The following is an 18,403-nucleotide window of genomic DNA, read 5'->3' as shown; positions in this document are numbered from 1 at the left end:
GGGCACGACGGGGATCGGGCGCGGGGGCGCGGAGGGCCGGATGCGTAGCACGACGGCGGGCGCGCGAGAAATGTGCGGCCGCGCACCTGCGAAGACCCTGGCCAGACCCTTTCGACTGACGATTGTTGACATTCATCAGCCGTGATTTACGTTCGGATCACGGCCGGAGCGGCGATGGCTCCCCTGGAACTTCGCCCCCTCGTTTCGGGTGGGTGGTCTCCGCTCCGGTCCGAAGTCTTTCCAAAGACGTGTCTTCCCGATCGAATGTTTCTGTCTTCCCGAGAAGGCCGTCGTCCCCAGCGACGGTCTTTTTCGCGTGAAGCGGCCCGGGGCCTGTGGCAGGAACGGGGTGCCATGCGTGTCCGCACCTGCCTCCTCCTCGCCCTCGCCACGGCGTTCCTGGGCCTGGGCCTGCGCCACCTCGTCCCCGTGACGCCCGTGGACGCGGAGTACCGCGCCGTGGTGCGCGCCTACGATCCCGCGACGCGGCCCTGACGGTTTCTCGAGGGGACAGCAACACAGGGACAGCAACACGGGGGAAACGCGGGTGCCGTACTGGCGTCGTATTGGCTCGCCAGAAGGGGCCCCATGCCGCGCTGCCAAAGGTTTCGGACCGCCCGCGTCGCCCGTCCGGGTGCGACGTTGCCCCGAACTGTCGGGCGCCGCGGCGCGGGCCTATCTTCCCCACCTGAGTTCGATGGGACGCGCCGGTCCGCGAGGGCGCCCCGCCCGATGATGCTGTGACGCCATGAACGAGAATTCCCCCATCCGCACCGAGACCGCGCGGGACTACACGACCCCGGGCGAGACCCGGTCCGCGCCGACGCGCCGCGGCCGCGGCTGGCTGTGGCTCGTCCTCGTACTCCTGCTCGCGGGCGGCGGATATTACGGCTACCGTCACTCCGTCGCGAAGAAGTCCGAGGGCGCGACGGAGGCGGCCGGGCCCCGCGGCAAGGGCGGGCGCGGCGGTGCCGGGCGCCACGGCGAGCCGGCCCAGGCGGTGGGCATCGCCACCATCGCGGCCGGCGACGTGCCCATCGTGCTGGCCGGCCTCGGCACGGTGACGCCGCTCGCCAACGTCACCGTGCGCTCGCAGATCAGCGGCTACCTCATGGAGATCGGGTTCCGCGAGGGCCAGATGGTCAAGAAGGGCGATTTCCTCGCCCAGATCGATTCGCGGATCTACGAGGCCCAGCTCGCCCAGTACCAGGGCCAGCTCATGCGCGATCAGGCCCTGCTGCAGAACTCGAAGCTCGATCTGGCCCGGTTCCAGCGCCTCGCCCAGCAGGATTCCATCTCGAAGCAGAACGTCGACACGCAGGGCGCCCTGGTCAAGCAGAACGAGGGCACCGTGGCGGCCGACCAGGCCCTGGTCGATCAGCAGAAGCTCAACATCACCTACACCCGCATCGTCTCGCCGGTGGAGGGCCGCGTCGGCCTGCGCCAGGTCGATCAGGGCAACTACATCACCGCCGCCTCGACCAGCCTGGTGGTGGTGACGCAGCTGCACCCGATCTCCGTGGTGTTCACCCTGCCCGAGGACGACGTCGCCAAGGTGATGCGCCGCTTGCGCGCGGGCGCCAAGCTCGCGGTGTCGGCCTACGACCGGGGCGACGCCAATGTGCTCGCCACCGGCACCCTCGACACCGTGGACAACCAGATCGACACCACCACCGGCACGGTGAAGTTGCGCGCCCTGTTCGACAACGCCGACGACGCCCTGTTCCCGAACCAGTTCGTCAACGCCAAGCTCACCGTGGACACGGTGCGGCAGGCCCCCATCGTCCCCACGGCCGCGATCCTGCGCGGCACGCCGGGCACCTACGTCTACCTCCTGCAGGGCGACGACAAGGTCGTGGTCCGCCCCATCACCCTGGGCGAGGCCGACGGCGCCCGCACGGCGGTGACGGCCGGGCTGAGCGTCGGCGACCGCGTCGTGGTCGACGGCACCGACCGTCTGCGCGAGGGGGCGAGCGTCCGCATCACCGACGACGGCACCCGCCCGCCCGGTGCCGCCGGCCCGAAGCCCGAGGATGCCAAGGCGGAGGCGGCGAAGGCCGACGCCGTCGCCCCCGAGGCCCAGAAGCCCGAGCGCCGCCGCCAGCGCCCGGCCGCGCAATGATCACTTTCGTCGCTTCTTCGCCGGTGGTTGGGTGGAGGTCCGCTTCTTTAGAAGGTGCAGGTCTCGGTGAGACTCGTGGACGCGGCGTTGGTGCGCGTCCCCTCTCCCCGCTCGCGGGGAGAGGGCCGCGACGACCTTGTCGTCGGCGCGGCGAGGCGGCAGCCGATGGTGAGGGGGTGGCACCGGAGGAGTCACTTTCGGAGAGTCCCCCTCACCGTCGCTGCGGCTTCGCCTCCGCTCACCGCGGACACGACAGGGTGTCCGCGGTCCTCTCCCCGCCCGCGGGGAGAGGGGGCGCGCACCTCCGCCTGATCCATCGAGGACCCGGCGAGGTTGCCATGCGCGACGCTCGTCATGCCCTCCGGCGCGGCCTCACCCCATGAACCCGTCCCGCCTGTTCATCCTGCGGCCCGTCGCCACCACGCTGTTCATGCTGGCGATCCTGATGGTCGGGATGGTCTCGTACCTGAACCTGCCGGTCTCGGCCCTGCCGTCGGTGGATTACCCGACGATCCAGATCCAGACGTTCTATCCGGGCGCCAGCCCCGAGGTGATGACCTCGGCGGTGACCGCGCCCCTGGAGCGCCAGTTCGGGCAGCTCGCCAACCTCAACCAGATGACCTCGCAGAGTTCTGCCGGGGCCTCGGTGGTCACCCTGCAGTTCAACCTCGACCTGCCGCTCGACATCGCCGAGCAGCAGGTCCAGGCGGCCATCAACGCCGCCGGCAACCTCCTGCCCGCCGACCTGCCGGCCCCGCCCATCTACGCCAAGGTCAACCCTGCCGACGCGCCGATCCTGACCCTGGCGCTCACCTCGAAGACCATGCCGCTCACGGAAGTGCGCGACCTCGCCGAGACGCGGCTGGCGCAGAAGATCTCCCAGGTGGCGGGCGTCGGCCTCGTCAGCACCGGTGGCGGCCAGCGCCCGGCCATCCGGGTGCGGTTCAACGCGCGGGCGCTCGCGGCCTACGGCCTCAACATCGACGATTTGCGCACCACCATCACCAACCTCAACGTCAACACGCCCAAGGGCACCATCGACGGGCCGACCCAGTCCTACGCCATCAACGCCAACGACCAGATCCGCGACCCGAAGGCCTACGACGCGGCCATCATCGCCTACAAGAACGGCGCCCCGGTGCGGCTCTCGGACGTGGCCGACGTGGTCGCCGGACCGGAGAACACCAAGCTCGGCGCCTGGGCCGACGAGACCCCGGCGGTCATCCTCAACATCCAGCGCCAGCCCGGCGCCAACGTCATCGCGACGGTGGACAAGATCAAGGCGCTGCTGCCCCAGCTCCAGGCGACCCTGCCGGCGGCGATTTCCGTGGGCCTGCTCACCGACCGCACCGTCACCATCCGCGCCTCCGTCCACGACGTGCAGGTGGAACTGGCGCTGGCCATCGGCCTCGTGGTGCTGGTGATCTTCCTGTTCCTGCGCAGCGTCTCCGCCACCCTGATCCCGAGCCTGTCGGTGCCGCTCTCCCTCATCGGGGCGCTCGCCATCATGGACCTCTACGGCTTCTCGCTGGACAACCTCTCGCTCATGGCCCTCACCATCGCCACGGGCTTCGTGGTCGACGACGCCATCGTGGTCATCGAGAACATCGCCCGCCATGTCGAGGAGGGGGATTCGCCACTCGAAGCCGCCCTCAAGGGCAGCCGCGAGATCGGCTTCACCATCATCTCGCTCACCGTCTCGCTCATCGCCGTGCTGATCCCGCTCCTGTTCATGGGCGACGTCGTCGGGCGCCTGTTCCACGAATTCGCCATCACGCTGGCGGCCACCATCGTGATCTCGGCGGTGGTGTCGCTGACCCTGGTGCCGATGCTGTGCGCGCGCCTGCTGAAGCACAAGCCGGCGACGGAAACCGAGCGCCGCGAGGGCTTCATCGCCCGCGCCGCCCGCCGCTCCATGGACGGCATCATCTCAGGGTATGGCCGGATGCTCCGGGTGGTCCTGCGCCACCAGGGCCTGACCCTCGTGGTGACGCTCGCGACCGTGGCGCTCACCGCCTACCTGTTCGTGGTGATCCCCAAGGGGTTCTTCCCCGTGCAGGACACCGGCGTCGTCCAGGGCATCACCCAGGCCGACCAGACCGTGTCCTACGCCGCCATGGCCGAGCGCCAGCAGAAGCTCGCCGGCCTCATCCTGCAGGACCCGGACGTGGCGAGCCTGTCGTCGTTCATCGGCGTCGACGGCCAGAACGTGACCCTGAATTCCGGCCGGTTCCTCATCAATCTGAAGCCCCACGACGCCCGGACCGCGACGGCGGGCCAGATCATCGAACGGATCAAGGCCGCGACCACGGGGGTCGCCGGCATCCGCCTCTACCTGCAATCGGTCCAGGACCTCACCATCGACACGGCGGTGAGCGCGACGCAGTATCAGGTGATCCTCGAGAACCCGAATCTGGCGGAGTTCGAGATTTGGGTGCCGCGCTTCGTGCGCCAGCTCCAGACCTCGCCCCTGCTCATGGATGTCGCGAGCGACCTCCAGGCCAGCGGGCTGTCGGCCTACATCACCATCGATCGGGCGACGGCGGGGCGCTACGGCATCACCCCGGCCACCGTCGACAACGCCCTCTACGACGCCTTCGGCCAGCGCATCATCTCGACGATCTTCACCCAGTCGAACCAGTACCGGGTGATCCTCGAGGCCGATCCGGCGCTCCACACCACCATCGAGAGCCTCGACCACATCTACCTGCCGTCCTCCACGGTGGCGTCCGGTCAGGTGCCGCTCTCGGCCGTGGCGCGGGTGAGCGAGCGGCGGGCGCCCCTGCTCATCTCCCATCTCGGCCAGTTCCCGGCCACCACCGTGTCGTTCAACCTCGCCCCCGGCGCGGCTTTGGGCGACGCCGTGGCGGCGGTGGAGGCGGCGGGCAAGGCCATCGACCTGCCCCCGAGTTTTCGCGTCGTGCCGCAGGGCTCGGTCTTCGCGTTCCAGTCGGCCCTGTCGAACCAGCTGTTCCTGGTCATCGCCGCCATCGTCACCGTCTACATCGTGCTCGGCGTCCTCTACGAGAGCTTCATCCACCCGATCACGATCCTCTCCACCCTGCCGTCCGCCGGCATCGGCGCCCTGCTCGGCCTGATGCTGTTCGGCCTGTCGCTGGACATCATCGCCGTCATCGGCATCGTGCTGCTCATCGGCATCGTGAAGAAGAACGCCATCATGATGATCGACTTCGCGCTCCAGGCCGAGCGCGAGGACGGGATGAATCCCCGCGACGCCATCTACGAAGCCTGCCTCCTGCGCTTCCGGCCGATCCTGATGACGACCCTGGCCGCCCTGTTCGCGGCGGTGCCCCTCATCGTCGGCACCGGCGTCGGCGCCGAACTGCGCCAGCCCCTCGGCATCGTCATCGCGGGCGGCCTCATCGTCTCCCAGGTGCTGACGCTGTTCACGACGCCGGTGATCTATCTGGCGTTCGACCGCCTCGAGCGGCGGATCACGGGGCGCCGCGAAGGCGGGGCTGGCAGCGTCGAGGCACTGCCGTGAACGTCTCCGCCCCGTTCATCCGCCGGCCCGTCGCCACGATCCTGCTCACCCTCGGCGTGCTGCTGGCGGGCCTCTTCGCGTTCCTGAAGCTGCCGGTGGCGCCCCTGCCGCAGGTGGATTTTCCCGTGATCCTCGTCCAGGCGTCGATGCCGGGCGCCTCGCCCGAGACCATGGCGACCACCGTCGCGGCGCCCCTCGAACGGCGTCTCGGCGCCATCGCGGACGTCAACGAGATGACCTCGACGAGTTCCGTCGGCTCGGTCAGGATCATCCTGCTGTTCGGCCTCAACCGGAACATCGACGGGGCCGCCCGCGACGTCCAGGCGGCCATCAACGCGGCCCGGGCCGACCTGCCGACGGCGCTGCGGCAGAACCCGACCTACCGCAAGTTCAACCCGGCCGATTCGCCGATCCTCATCCTGGCGCTGACCTCCGACACCCTGACGCCGGGCCAGCTCTACGATTCCGCCGCCACGGTGGTGCAGCAGAAGATGTCCCAGCTGCCCGGGGTCGGGAACGTCGACATCGGCGGCTCGTCGCTCCCGGCCGTGCGGGTCGAGCTCGATCCCACCGCCCTGTTCAACTACGGCATCGGCCTGGAGGGCATCCGCGCGGCCCTGGCCTCGGCCAACGCGAACTCGCCCAAGGGCGCCATCGAGACCGCCACCAGCCGCTACCAGCTCTACGCCAACGACCAGGGCCGGGTGGCGGCCGATTATCGCGACATCGTCGTGGCCTATCGCAACGGCGCCGCCGTGCGCCTGACCGATGTCGGCAAGGTCGTGGATTCCGTGGAGGACAAGCGCAACCTCGGCCTCGTCAACGGCAAGCCCGGCGTGATCCTGTTCATCTACAAGCAGCCCGCCTCCAACGTCGTCGACACCATCGACGGGCTCAAGCGGGCGATCCCCCAGGTCAAGGCGGCGCTGCCGGGCGACATCGACCTCATGGTCACGGGCGACCGCAGCGCCACCATCCGGGCGTCCCTGGCCGAGACCCAGGAGACCCTGCTCATCGCCGTGGTGCTGGTGATCTTCGTGGTCTTCGTCTTCCTGCGCTCGGGCCGCGCCACCCTGATCCCGGCGGTGGCCGTGCCGATCTCCATCGTCGGCACCTTCTCGGCGATGTACCTCCTCGATTACAGCCTCAACATCCTGTCCCTCATGGCGCTGATCATCGCCACGGGCTTCGTCGTCGACGACGCCATCGTGGTCCTGGAGAACATCCAGCGCCACATCGAGCGGGGCCGCTCGCGGGTCGAGGCGGCCCTGCTCGGCGCCCGCGAGGTCGGCTTCACCGTCATCTCCATGAGCCTGTCCCTGGTGGCGGTGTTCCTGCCGATCCTGCTCATGGGCGGCATCGTCGGGCGCCTGTTCCAGGAATTCGCCGTCACCCTGTCCCTGGCGATCCTCATCTCCCTGGTGCTGTCGCTCACCACCACGCCGATGATGTGTGCGCTGCTGCTGAAGCCCGAGACCCACGACCCGGCGCGCCGGCCGAATTTTTTCCTGCGCGGTCTGGAAGCGGGGTTCGATGGAATGCTCGCCGCCTACGAGCGCACCCTGCGCGTGGCCCTGCGCCACCGCCGCCTCGTGGTGCTCAGCCTCGTCGCCACGGTCGGCCTCAACGTCTACCTCTATATCATCGTGCCGAAGGGCTTCTTTCCCGAGCAGGACACGGGGCAGATGATGGGCGGCATCCAGGCCGACCAGCGCATCTCGTTCCAGGCGATGAAGCAGAAGCTCGAACAGGCCACCGCCATCGTGCAAGCCGATCCGGCGGTGGACAGCGTCGTCGGCTTCACCGGCGGCCGCGGCACCAACTCGGCCAACGTCTTCGTCGGCCTCAAGCCCAAGGCCCAGCGCGATCCCATCGAGCAGGTGATGGTGCGCCTGCGCCCGAAGCTCGCCCAGGTGGCGGGCGCGCGGCTCTACCTGTTCCCGCGCCAGGACCTGCGCATGGGCGGACGCCAGAGCTTCGCCACCTACCAGTACACCCTCCAGGGCGACACCTCGGAGGAGCTCTACGCCGCGGCCCCGAAGCTGCTCCAGGTCCTGCAGAAGAACCCGCTCTTCGCCGACGTCACCTCGGACCAGCAGGAGGGCGGGCTGGAGACCCGCCTCGTCATCGACCGGGCCACGGCCTTCCGCTACGGCCTGACCCCGGACAAGATCGACAACACCCTCTACGACGCCTTCGGCCAGCGCCAGGTCTCGACCATCTACAACCCGCTGAACCAGTACCACGTCGTCATGGAGATCGCCCCGCGCTACCTCCAGAGCCCCGACACCCTGAAGACCCTCTACGTCTCCACCTCGGGCGGCAAGGCGCGGGGCTCGGCCACCACCAACGCCGTGGCCGGCACCGTGGCGACGGGCGGCACCGTCAACACCAACCCGGCCGGCAACACCAGCACGGGCGGCAACGCCGCCGCGACCGACCCCGCCGCCGCCCTCGCGGGCGATTCCGCCCGCAATGCCGCCGCCAACGCCATCGCGGGCGGCAAGGGCGGGGCCTCGTCGAGCGCGCCGGTGTCGAGTGCCAAGGAGACCATGATCCCGCTCTCGGCCTTCGCCCATCTGGAGACCGGCAACGCCCCCGTGCAGGTGAGCCACCAGGGCCTGTTCGTCGCCACCACGATCTCGTTCAACCTGGCGCCGGGGAAAAGCCTGTCGGACGCCACGGCCGCCATCGAGCAGGCCATGACCGACCTGCGCCTGCCCGCCACCATCCACGGCGAATTCGCCGGGTCCGCCAAGAGCTTTCAGGAATCGTCGTCGCGCCAGCCCCTGCTGATCCTGGCGGCCCTGGTCGCCGTCTACACCATCCTCGGCATCCTCTACGAGAGCTTCATCCACCCGCTGACGATCCTCTCGACCCTGCCGTCGGCGGGCATCGGCGCGCTCCTGGCGCTCCTGGTCTCGGGGACCGAATTCACGGTCATCGCCCTCATCGCGGTGTTCCTGCTCATCGGCATCGTCAAGAAGAACGCCATCATGATGATCGACTTCGCCCTCGACGCCGAGCGCACCCGCGGCCTGCACCCCCGGGACGCGATCTTCGAAGCCTGCCTCTTGCGCTTCCGTCCGATCATGATGACAACGCTCGCCGCGATGCTCGGCGCGCTCCCCCTCATCCTCGCGGGCGGGGAGGGCTCGGAGCTGCGCCGCCCCCTCGGCATCGCCATCGTCGGCGGCCTCATCGTGAGCCAGATCCTGACCCTCTACACCACCCCTGTCGTCTACCTCTACCTCGACCGCCTGCGCCGGCGCGGTCCCGCCCTCGGCGCGGTCCCCGGCGCGGTTCCCGGCCCGGCCGAATGAGCGTGGGTGGGTTGGCCGTGGGATTTCGAGCGGCGCGTCGCGTGCAGGAAAACCCTCCCCCCTCTGCGGGGGAGGGTGGTCGCGGAGCGACCGGGAGAGGGGCAGCGCCGCCCTCTTCGGACGGGGCGGTGCTCCCCTCTCCCGACCCGCTTCGCGGGCCACCCTCCCCCGCGAGGGGGGGAGGGAAGGGGGCGCTGTGCCTCGCCATTCTCCTCGCCGGCACCGTCTCCGGCTGCATGGTCGGCCCCGACTATTCCCGTCCCTCCGTCGAGACGCCGCTCGCCTTCAAGGAGGGCGGCGCCCGCGAGGATTCCGCCGCTTACGTGGCGAGCCGGAAGGGTTGGCGCCCGGCCGCCCCCAACGACGGGGCCGAGCGCGGCGACTGGTGGCGGGTGTTTCGCGATCCGGCCCTCGACCGCCTGATCCGCCTCGTCGACGTCGACAACCAGAGCCTGCGCGCCCAGGTCGCCGCCTACGAGCAGGCCCGCGGCTTCGTCGCCCAGGCCCGCGCCGCCCTGTTCCCCACGGTGATCGGCGCGCCGAACATCACCCGCTCGCGGGTCGGCGGCTCCGAGCGCACCACCGTGTCGCTCCAGGGCCAGGCGAGCTGGGAGCTCGACCTGTTCGGCCGCATCCGGCGCAACCTCGAGAGCGAGGTCGCCACCGCCCAGGCCAGCGCCGCCGACCTCGCCCTGGTGCGCCTCACCCTGCAGTCGGAGGTGGCGAACAACTACCTCAGCCTGCGCTATCAGGATTCCCTGCAGCGGGTGTTCGACGAGAACATCGCCGGGTTCAAGAAGAGCCTCGCCATCACCGAGAACCAGTATTCGGCCGGCGTCGCCGCCCGCTCCGATGTCATCACCGCCCAGACCTTGCTGCAGACGACGCAGGCCCAGGCCATTGCCATCGGCCTGCAGCGGGCGATCTTCGAACACGCGCTGGCGACCCTCGTCGGGCGCCCGCCCTCGGAGCTGTCCCTGCCCGTGGCGGCGCTCGCCGTGCGCCCGCCCGCCGTGCCCGTGGGCATCCCCTCCGCCCTGCTCGAGCGCCGCCCCGACGTCGCCCAGGCCGAGCGCAACGTGCAGGCCCAGAGCGAACTCATCGGCGTCGCCGTGGCGGCGTTCTACCCCACCGTCACCCTCTCGGCCTCGGGCGGCATCTCGGGCCTGACCTCCAACGGTGTGTTCTCGGCGGCCAATCAGGTCTGGTCGGTTGCCGCCGCCGGCACGGAGGTGTTCTACGACGGCGGCGCCCGCGCGGCGGCGCTCCGCATCACCCGCGCGGCCTACGATGCGGCGGTGGCGAACTATCGCCAGACCGTGCTCACCGCCTTCGGCGAGGTCGAGAACGGCTTGGCCGGCGTCCGCATCCTCGCCCGCCAGCAGACGGCGCAGGACGAGGCCGTGGCCTCCGCCCGGCGCGGCGTCGAGATCACCCTGAACGAGTACCGCGCCGGCACCCAGAACTACACCACCGTGGTCACGGCCCAGTCCATCGCCCTCAACAACGAGATCAACGCCCTGCAGATCCGCCTCAACCGCTTCACCACCGCCGTGGCCCTGATCCGGGCCCTCGGCGGCGGCTGGGACGTGCGCAGCCTGCCCACCGGCGACGAGCTCAAGGGCACGCGCCTGCCCATCGATTCCGGACAGGCGGTGCGGACGGACGAGTGAGGGGCACGCCTGTCGAGGTTCGTGTCGTTCCCCGGCGCGAGGGGCCCCTTGCGACCCGAGCCCGTGGTTCGGGTCCCCGACGCGATGCCCGGACGCGGACGGGACACTAGATCCGTTCGATCTCCAGGTAACCGATCGTACCCGCGGCATCCTCCGTGTACCGCGTCGTCCGGATCGACGCCGGATCGATCTCCTGCGTGAAGCGCTCAATCTCCTGAGGGGTGCGGTAGAGCAGGTACCAATCCATGAAGACCTCCATATAGGCCTCTTCGCGGACGCCCCAGAGGAAGTTGGGGATCAGAAGCCGGCCGCCGACCTGGAGGTGGTCGAACAGGACGCGCGTCAGGCGCGCCGCCACCCGGGCATCGAGATAGTCGTACAGACCGGCGGCATAGACGAGGTCGAACCGCCCCAAGTCGGTCCGGTCCGTCAGGATCTGGCGGACCGTCGCCTGCCGCGTCTCGATCGCGTGTGAAACCGAATCGCGATATCCGTCGACGGCGGCCAGGCTCTCGCCATCCTGGTCGACGGCGAGCAGTCGCCCGACGCGCCCCCCCTTCAGGGCGATGCTGAGTTCCGCCTCGCGCAGATGTCCGCTGGCCACGGACAGGATCGCGGGCATCTCGCGGCGGGCGGCCGCCTCGTCGATCTTCGCCGCGAGGACGGAGCGGCGGTGACGGACGGCTTCACAGGCCGCGACGTCGACGGTGAAGGCCATGACCGTGCGCCCGGCTTCCGTGGCCGCCTCCTGGGCCGGTCTCGCGGCCGGATGGCGATAGACGAAGTCGATCAGCCCGGCATCGCCAGGGTATCCCCGCGGTCTGGAGAACGAATGCCGGGTGAAGGGGCACTCGTGCATCAGGCCTGCGACGGCATGGGATCGGGCCGCCGGAAGGACAGCCTCGCGCCAGGCCTGGTCACTGAAAGTTTCCTTCAGAATGCCCAGAAGATCAATCAGCGTATCCGTCAGTGACGTATAGTCTCCCGGCGATGCTAAATCGATGATGTTCGTCAAGGCTCGCTGAACGTCATCGGCCACGACGGGGTAAAGTGCTTTGGGTATCGACACCGAGTAGCGGTTTTCGACTTCATTCCGTGAGCTATCCTTCAGAGATTTGAAGCTGCTCAGGCGATCGTGTTCACGAAACAGCGAAAGTACGCCGCTGGCCATCTGTTCAACGCCCTCTTGCACCCATGCTCGGACAATTCCGGGGTGCGAGGCCTTATGGTTAACGCGAGGTTACGCGCTGTCCAGGGAAAGTGTGCAAAATTTCCCATCTTCGACGCGCGCCGAGGATGGCGGGACGGCGCGGCCGAGCCTGCGCCGAGTCCGGCTCCCGTCGTGTCGAAATCGACGTCAAGCCCCTCGACCGGTTGGGACTTTCGCGCCGGGCGCACAGGCAATGCGCCGGTCGCGCCTACTCTCGCGACGCGGGAACCGTAAAGATCGAAGGTTGTGGATGGATTCCAGCGGTAGACGTCGGCTGTCCGAACGGAGGACGCCTGTACTCATTCCATTAGGATTTTGGGAAATCAGCGCTGCTACCAGCGGGTGGAGAGGCGCCAGAACAATGACCACCGCAACGCTAGATCTGCTCGATCGAGAACTCGGCAAGCGTTGGTTCGAGCGCCGCTCGCCCCAGCTCGATGCCGCCTTCGCGGTTCAGCACTCGATGGCCCTGAGCACCGAACTCGGCCGGGCCTGCCAGTTCGTCGGCCTGCTCTACGTCGCGTTCGCGGCGACGGACGCCCTCCTGATCCCCGACATGCTCCCTTACCTCCTGCCGCTTCGCCTGGTCGTGGGCTTGGTCTACGCGCTGGCGATCGGGATTCAGGTTCGGCGCAACGTCGGGACGCGCTTCCTCGAATTCCAATGCGCCATCGGGATCGTCTTCGGCTTCGCCGCGTGGCTGCTTCTCGCCACGCACAGCGTGGAGACGACGGCGACGCTCTATTATGCCGGGTACGGGCTGATCTTCATGCTGGTCGCCAACTTGTTCTTCAACCTCAGCTTCGAATTTGCGCTGCTTTCCTCTGGATTGATCGCCGTAATCTTCCTGATCTGGGCGACGATTTTCGTCGGCGATACGACCTACATCATTTGCTTCGGGTCGCTGTACCTGTGCAGCTTCCTTCTGACCGTCTTTCTCAACTTCAAGCACAATCGCGAGCGCTATCGCGTGCACCTGAATGCCTGCCGGGCAGAGCTGCGCCAGCGGGAGATCGTGAAGCGCGGCGAGGAACTGGTCAGGCTGTCGACGACGGACGCCCTGACCGGCCTGGCGAACCGCCGGGCGATCGACGACGTCCTGCGCAGGCTCTGGCTCGACGGCAGGGAGTCGGGCCGGGCCTTCGGCGTCGTCCTGATCGATGTCGACTATTTCAAATCCTACAACGACCGGTACGGGCATCAGCAGGGCGATCGCTGTCTGGCCGCCATCAGTCGCGCCATGGGAAACGTGACCGAGCCCCTGCACTACGCCCTCGGCCGCTTCGGCGGCGAGGAGTTCGCCGCCCTCTTCCCGGCCGATTCGCGGGAGCAGGTCGCCGCGTTCGCCGAGGAGATACGGCAGGCCGTCGAGGGTCTGCAGATCGCCCATACGGCGCGCCGCGATCACCTCTCGGGCATCACGGTCAGCATCGGCGCGGCATTTTCGGGGGATGTCGACGGCGACAAGCCCGAGCGGGCGATCACGGCGGCCGATATCGCGCTCTATGCGGCGAAGGAAGAGGGGCGCAACTGCGTCCGGACCTTCGACCGGCGGATGCTCGAATCCGATGCGGGCGACATGCTCACGGCCGAGATGTTGCGGTCGGCGATTGCGGACCGGCGCATCTCTGCGGTCTTCCAACCCATCGTCGACGTGACGTCGGGCCTCATCTGGGCTGCCGAGGCTCTGATGCGCCTCAAGGATCCCGAGGGGCGGGCCGTGTCGCCGGAAGCGTTCATCCCCGTGGCCGAGCGGACCGGCGTCATCGTGGAACTCGGCGAATGGATGCTGCGCGAGGCTTGCGATCTTCTGGCCAGCGAACCCGCCCTCCCGGTCGTCAGCGTCAACGTGTCGTCGCGGCAGATCGAGGACCCGAATTTCGTGCGCACGATCGAGGCGATCGTGCACGCCGCCGCCATCGCCCCGTCCCGCCTTGCCCTGGAGATCACCGAGGGAGGCCAGATCAGCGGAAATCCCAGGGTCACCCTCCTGATGGAGCGGCTGTCCGCCATCGGGATCCGGGTCTGGCTCGACGATTTCGGAACGGGGTTCGCCGGCCTGACCTGTCTGAGCGAACTGCGCTTCGACATGGTCAAGATCGATCGGTTCTTCGTCCAGAGCTGCGACACCCCGCGGGGCGCCAAGCTTCTCAAGAACATCATCGATCTGGTCGGCAGTTGCGCCCAGCGGACGATCGTGGAGGGCGTCGAGGACGCCGGCCAAGTCGAACTCGTCGCCTCCTTCGGCGTCGATCTGTTTCAGGGCTATCACCTCGGTCGCCCGATGCCGAAGCACGAACTCGTCCTGCGCCTCGCCGACCACCCCGCCGTGGCGTGACTACGCCCCCTCCGCCGAGTTCGCGCCATGACGGGGCGGCGACGGAGGTCGACGGACGGCCGCGGGCCGTGTCGGCCGGTGCCATGCGATCCCCCGCGTGACCCGCCGCATTCGCACCCCGGAACGTGCCGCACTGCGATAGGTTGACCTGCGATTCCGCGCGAAGGGCCGCGCGAGGCACGGGAGACCGCCATGAGCACCGACGCCGCACACGAGACACCGCCGCCGAGCGACAGCCCGGCCGCACCGCCCTGCACCCTGGTGATCTTCGGCGCCTCCGGCGACCTGACCAAGCGCCTGCTGATGCCGGCCCTGTACAACCTCTCGGCGGGCAAGCTCCTGTCCGAAGACTTCGCGGTCATCGGCGTCGATCACAACGACAACACCGACGAGGGCTGGTGCAAGGCGCTGTCCGAGACCATGCAGTCCTTCACCACGGATCACACCTCGGAGTTCCACCCCGACCACATCGACGCGACGGCCTGGGGCTTCGTGCGCGACCGGCTCCACTTCCGCCACGGCGATTTTTCGGACTCCGCCACCTTCCGGGATCTCGCCGGGGCGCTCACCGGCAACGTCGTGTTCTACCTCGCCGTCTCGGCCCGGTTCTTCGGGCCCATCGTCGAGCAGCTCGGGGCGGCGGGGCTCCTGAAACAGGGCGACGGCGCGTTCCGCCGGGTGGTGGTGGAAAAGCCGTTCGGCAGCGATCTCGCCTCGGCGAAGGCGCTCAACGCGACCCTGCTGGCCCAGGGCGACGAGGGCCAGTTCTTCCGCATCGACCACTTCCTCGGCAAGGAGACGGTCCAGAGCATCCTGGCCCTGCGCTTCGCCAACGGCCTGCTCGAGCCGGTCTGGCGCGCGGAGCACGTGGCGGCCATCGAGATCACCGCCGCCGAGACCATCGGGGTGGAGGAACGCGGCGCGTTCTACGAGCCCACGGGGGCCCTGCGCGACATGGTGCCGAACCACCTGTTCCAGCTCCTGTGCATGGTCGCCATGGAGGCGCCCGACAGCCTCGCGGCGGAGGCGATCCGCGATGCCAAGAGCCGGCTCCTCGAAGCGATCCGGCCCGTCGCCCCCGGCGACGCCGTGCGCGGCCAGTACACCGCCGGGACGGAACTCGGCCGGGCCGTCATCGGCTACCGGGCCGAGCCGAACGTGGCCGAGGAGTCCCGCACCGAGACCTACGTCGCCCTGAAACTCACCATCGACACCCCGCGCTGGGCCGGCGTGCCGTTCTACCTGCGCACGGGCAAGCGCATGACCGACCGGGCCACGGAGATCGCCGTGCATTTCCGGGTGCCGGCGCATTCGCCGTTCCCGGCGGCGCCCGGGATGATGCCCGACATCCTTCGCCTGCGCATCGACCCCGAGCAGGGCATGAGCCTCGGCCTCAACGCCAAGCGGCCGGGCCCCGAGATGCGCCTCGGCCGCGTCGTCGCCACCTTCGAGTACGGCGACTTCTTCCACGAGACCCCGAGCGTCGGCTACGAGACCCTGCTGTACGATTGCATGACCGGGGACGCGACCCTGTTCCAGCGCGCCGACGGGATCGAGGCCGGCTGGGCCGCCGTCGAGCCCCTGCTCGCCGCCTGGCGCGACGCGCCGGTGGCGTTCTACGCCGCCGGCAGCGACGGGCCCGACGAGGCCGCGGCCCTGCTCGCCCGCGACGGCCACGCCTGGCTACCGCTCGGCGACGCTTGAGCGGGCCTTGGACCGGGTGGGCTTGCGCCCGCCGACCTCGCGCACCGGCGTCAGCGTTGCCAGATCGTCGTGGTGCAGAAGTTCGACGCCCGTCGCCGCCGCGAGCTTTCGCGCCGATGGCGTGAAGCCGGCATTCGACACCACCGCCGCCATGTCGCCCGACCAGTAGCGCATGGCGGCGGCGATCTCCTGCACGGCGCCGTTGCCCACGGGCTTGCCGTAGCGCTTGCACTGAACCACGAGGCGGATACCGGCGCGCTCGGCGACGATGTCGGCGCCCTGGTCGCCGCTGGCCTGGGTCGCCCGGGCGTTCCAGCCCGCCTCGCGCAGGCGCTCGGCGCAGAACCGCTCGTAGGCGATGCCGTCGGCGGGCGCGTCGGCGGCGTCCGGCAGGGGGTACGCGGCGGCCGCGCGCTCGATGCTCGCGAGGATCATATCCCAGAGGACATCGCCGTCCTCGCCGAAGCCTTCCGCGTCCAGGGCGGGGAGAATCGTCCGTTCGGCGAAGTATTCGCGCTCGCGCACCCAGCCGTCGTTGATGAGATTGCCGTAGGCATCCACGAAACATTCCTGGCGACGCCGCAGGGCGAGGGTCGGGGCGTGCTGCCGGACGAGCGTGCGGATGAGGCGGCGGATGCGCCGGGGCCGGTCGAGGCGGTGCAGGACGAGGGCGGCGAGGCACAGCCCCGTGGCGGCGACGGCCGGTGCGCCGAGGACGAACGCGGCGCCGCCCCCCAGGAGGGTGGTCCAGAACAGGCGTGCGACGAGGCTCGACCGGCCCGGCATGGACGTATCCCGGCGCGGCCGCCGGGCCGCCATGGCCGGGCCATGGGCCGTGCCGCGGGACTCTAGCCACGCGACCCTTGCCCGATCTCTAACGGCCCGCCGCCGGCCGAACCGGCGGCGGGTCGTCCTCAGGCGTCGGCGGTGACCCGCGGACGGCGGCCCCGGGGGGCGGGGGCCTTCGGCTCCGTCACCACCGCGGCGGCGGCCTGTTTCCGGCGCTGCTGGCCGAGGCCCATGTTCTTGGCGAGTTCCGACCGGGCGGCGGCATAGTTCGGCGCCACCATCGGGTAGTCGCTCGGCAGGTTCCACTTGGCGCGATACTGGTCCGGCGTCATGTCGTAGCGCGTCCGCAGGTGGCGCTTGAGCGACTTGAACTTCTTCCCGTCCTCCAGGCAGACGAGGAAATCGGGCGTGATCGAGCGCTTGATGGAGACGGCGGGCTGCAGCGGCTCGGCCTTCTCCTCGCTCACCGGGGCCGTCAGCCGCTCGAGGGTGGCGTGCACCGAGGCGATGAGCGCGGGGAGTTCGACGGGCGGAACCGAGTTGTTGCTGACAAAGGCGGAGACGATGTCCGCCGCAAGTCCGATGTAGTCGGGCATCATCTCGCCGTCGCCGCTCATTTTGAACCCCCGTTACGCAGTGGATCGCATTGATCGAGGCCTGTGCGGTTCCGCACCTTGGTGGCTCGAACAAGTCAAAAAATAGTGATCCAAGAGCTACTATGACGCAATAAGTCGAAGCGCAAGTGGCCAAGGCAAGTTCGCCTTAAATACGAACTTTGACTGCCTAAGCGGCCTACGTAGCTGAACGGCGTACAATCACGATCGATGGCGCTCCGAATTTTAGGGTCGGCCTGTTTGGCCGCGAAAATGAATTCAGTTCAGGCCCAATCAGATTGTGCCCGACGGGACCGGTCATCTGCCGAAAGCTCCCGACCGTCTCGGGAATCATTCGGGAGAGCCTGGACCGGCCCTCCGATCCGCCTCGGCGGCGGTCCCGGGCCCCGGTTCCGCCGCGCGACGCCGGGGTCAGCGCGGGGCGGATTCCGCCTGCGCCTGGAGGCCGTAGGTCCGGAAGCGCTCCACCGTCCGGGCGATCTCGTCGTCGGGCAGGATCACCGGCGCGCCGACCTGCAGGGCGACGGCGTAGTGCCGGCACAGGGTCTCCATCTCCACGGCGAGCCACAGGGCGCGGGCCAGGTCCGGGCCCGTGGCGATCATGCCGTGGTTGGCGAGGAGGCAGCCGCCGCGCCCCTCCAGGGCGGTGAGGGCGAGGCGGGAGAGTTCGTCCGTGCCGTAGGGCGCGTAGGGCGCGCAGCGGATGGTCGGCCCGCCCACCGCCGCGATCATGTAATGCACCGCCGGGATGGTGCGGCCGCACACGGCGAAGGCGGTGCAGTAGGTCGGGTGGGCGTGGACCACGGCGTGGATCTCGGGCCGCCGCTGCAGGATGTCCCGGTGGAAGCGCCACTCCGACGACGGCGCCAGGGCATGGTCCCAGGTGCCCGCGAACGTCATGGGCACGATGCTGTCGGCGGTGAGGTCCGCGGCCGGAATGCCCGAGGGGGTGACGAGGAAGCCGTCGCCGTGGCGCACGGAGACGTTTCCGGAGGTGCCCTGGCTCAGGCCGAGGGCGAGGAGGTCGCGCATGGCCGCGACGACCCCCTCGGCCGCCAGAATCCGGGCGTGCGCCGGGGCGGCGGGCGGGGCGTTGTCGGACGGGGACGATAACATGAAACTCTC

At 69.2% G+C, this 18,403-nt stretch carries 11 protein-coding genes; 7 read left to right on the top strand and 4 right to left on the bottom strand.

Annotated elements, in window-relative coordinates:
* Positions 1-354: 354 nt before the first annotated feature.
* From FV218_RS22875 to FV218_RS17765, 5 genes are all read left to right on the top strand, one after another.
* Positions 355-495, top strand: a complete 141-nt coding sequence (locus FV218_RS22875; protein ID WP_187273094.1) for a hypothetical protein — start codon at positions 355-357, stop codon at positions 493-495.
* Positions 496-748: 253 nt separating this feature from the next.
* Positions 749-2,122: an MdtA/MuxA family multidrug efflux RND transporter periplasmic adaptor subunit gene (locus tag FV218_RS17785; RefSeq protein WP_147710948.1), complete on the top strand. Its 1,374-nt coding sequence runs from the start codon at positions 749-751 to the stop codon at positions 2,120-2,122.
* Positions 2,123-2,501: 379 nt separating this feature from the next.
* Positions 2,502-5,627: an MdtB/MuxB family multidrug efflux RND transporter permease subunit gene (locus FV218_RS17775; protein WP_147710947.1), complete on the top strand. Its 3,126-nt coding sequence runs from the start codon at positions 2,502-2,504 to the stop codon at positions 5,625-5,627.
* A complete protein-coding gene (locus FV218_RS17770) occupies positions 5,624-8,950 on the top strand; it encodes an efflux RND transporter permease subunit (RefSeq protein ID WP_147710946.1) in 3,327 nt (1,108 codons plus the stop codon). The genes FV218_RS17775 and FV218_RS17770 overlap by 4 nt, the downstream gene beginning before the upstream one ends.
* A 194-nt stretch (positions 8,951-9,144) precedes the next feature.
* Entirely contained in the window at positions 9,145-10,623 is a 1,479-nt protein-coding gene (locus FV218_RS17765; RefSeq protein WP_281407882.1) for an efflux transporter outer membrane subunit, read from the top strand.
* A gap of 106 nt (positions 10,624-10,729) precedes the next feature.
* On the opposite strand, the gene FV218_RS17760 is transcribed toward FV218_RS17765, so the two are convergent.
* A complete protein-coding gene (locus FV218_RS17760) occupies positions 10,730-11,794 on the bottom strand; it encodes a methyltransferase type 12 (protein WP_147710945.1) in 1,065 nt (354 codons plus the stop codon).
* Between the two features lie 289 nt (positions 11,795-12,083).
* Between FV218_RS17760 and FV218_RS17755 the strand changes: the two genes are divergently transcribed.
* Complete coding sequence (locus FV218_RS17755) at positions 12,084-14,171, top strand: GGDEF domain-containing phosphodiesterase (RefSeq protein WP_246685165.1); 2,088 nt, start codon at positions 12,084-12,086, stop codon at positions 14,169-14,171.
* A gap of 192 nt (positions 14,172-14,363) precedes the next feature.
* Positions 14,364-15,875, top strand: a complete 1,512-nt coding sequence (gene zwf, locus FV218_RS17750; protein ID WP_147710944.1) for a glucose-6-phosphate dehydrogenase — start codon at positions 14,364-14,366, stop codon at positions 15,873-15,875.
* Here zwf and FV218_RS17745 read toward each other — a convergent pair.
* The 3 genes from FV218_RS17745 to FV218_RS17735 all read right to left on the bottom strand — a co-directional run bounded on the left by FV218_RS17745 (position 15,855) and on the right by FV218_RS17735 (position 18,310).
* The gene (locus tag FV218_RS17745) at positions 15,855-16,661 is read right to left on the bottom strand and encodes a restriction endonuclease (RefSeq protein WP_147710943.1); all 807 of its coding nucleotides are present in this window, start codon (positions 16,659-16,661) and stop codon (positions 15,855-15,857) included. The genes zwf and FV218_RS17745 overlap by 21 nt on opposite strands.
* 128 nt (positions 16,662-16,789) lie before the next feature.
* A complete protein-coding gene (locus tag FV218_RS17740) occupies positions 16,790-17,281 on the bottom strand; it encodes a MucR family transcriptional regulator (protein WP_056088416.1) in 492 nt (163 codons plus the stop codon).
* Between the two features lie 408 nt (positions 17,282-17,689).
* Positions 17,690-18,310: a class II aldolase/adducin family protein gene (locus tag FV218_RS17735; protein WP_246685166.1), complete on the bottom strand. Its 621-nt coding sequence runs from the start codon at positions 18,308-18,310 to the stop codon at positions 17,690-17,692.
* Between the last annotated feature and the right edge of the window lie 93 nt (positions 18,311-18,403).

Source organism: Methylobacterium sp. WL69, assembly GCF_008039485.1.
GTDB lineage: Bacteria > Pseudomonadota > Alphaproteobacteria > Rhizobiales > Beijerinckiaceae > Methylobacterium.
Note: the sequence above shows the minus strand (reverse complement) of the source record. Positions and strands in the feature narration are given on the sequence as shown.

Bases quoted from the DNA above. Each gene is read 5' to 3' on its own strand.
- FV218_RS17785 (WP_147710948.1), top strand. From the start codon at position 749: ATGAACGAGAATTCCCCCATCCGCACCGAGACCGCGCGGGACTACACG.
- FV218_RS22875 (WP_187273094.1), top strand. From the start codon at position 355: ATGCGTGTCCGCACCTGCCTCCTCCTCGCCCTCGCCACGGCGTTCCTG.
- FV218_RS17745 (WP_147710943.1), bottom strand. From the start codon at position 16,661: ATGCCGGGCCGGTCGAGCCTCGTCGCACGCCTGTTCTGGACCACCCTC.
- FV218_RS17735 (WP_246685166.1), bottom strand. From the start codon at position 18,310: ATGCGCGACCTCCTCGCCCTCGGCCTGAGCCAGGGCACCTCCGGAAAC.
- zwf (WP_147710944.1), top strand. From the start codon at position 14,364: ATGAGCACCGACGCCGCACACGAGACACCGCCGCCGAGCGACAGCCCG.
- FV218_RS17740 (WP_056088416.1), bottom strand. From the start codon at position 17,281: ATGAGCGGCGACGGCGAGATGATGCCCGACTACATCGGACTTGCGGCG.
- FV218_RS17775 (WP_147710947.1), top strand. From the start codon at position 2,502: ATGAACCCGTCCCGCCTGTTCATCCTGCGGCCCGTCGCCACCACGCTG.
- FV218_RS17755 (WP_246685165.1), top strand. From the start codon at position 12,084: ATGGATTCCAGCGGTAGACGTCGGCTGTCCGAACGGAGGACGCCTGTA.
- FV218_RS17760 (WP_147710945.1), bottom strand. From the start codon at position 11,794: ATGGCCAGCGGCGTACTTTCGCTGTTTCGTGAACACGATCGCCTGAGC.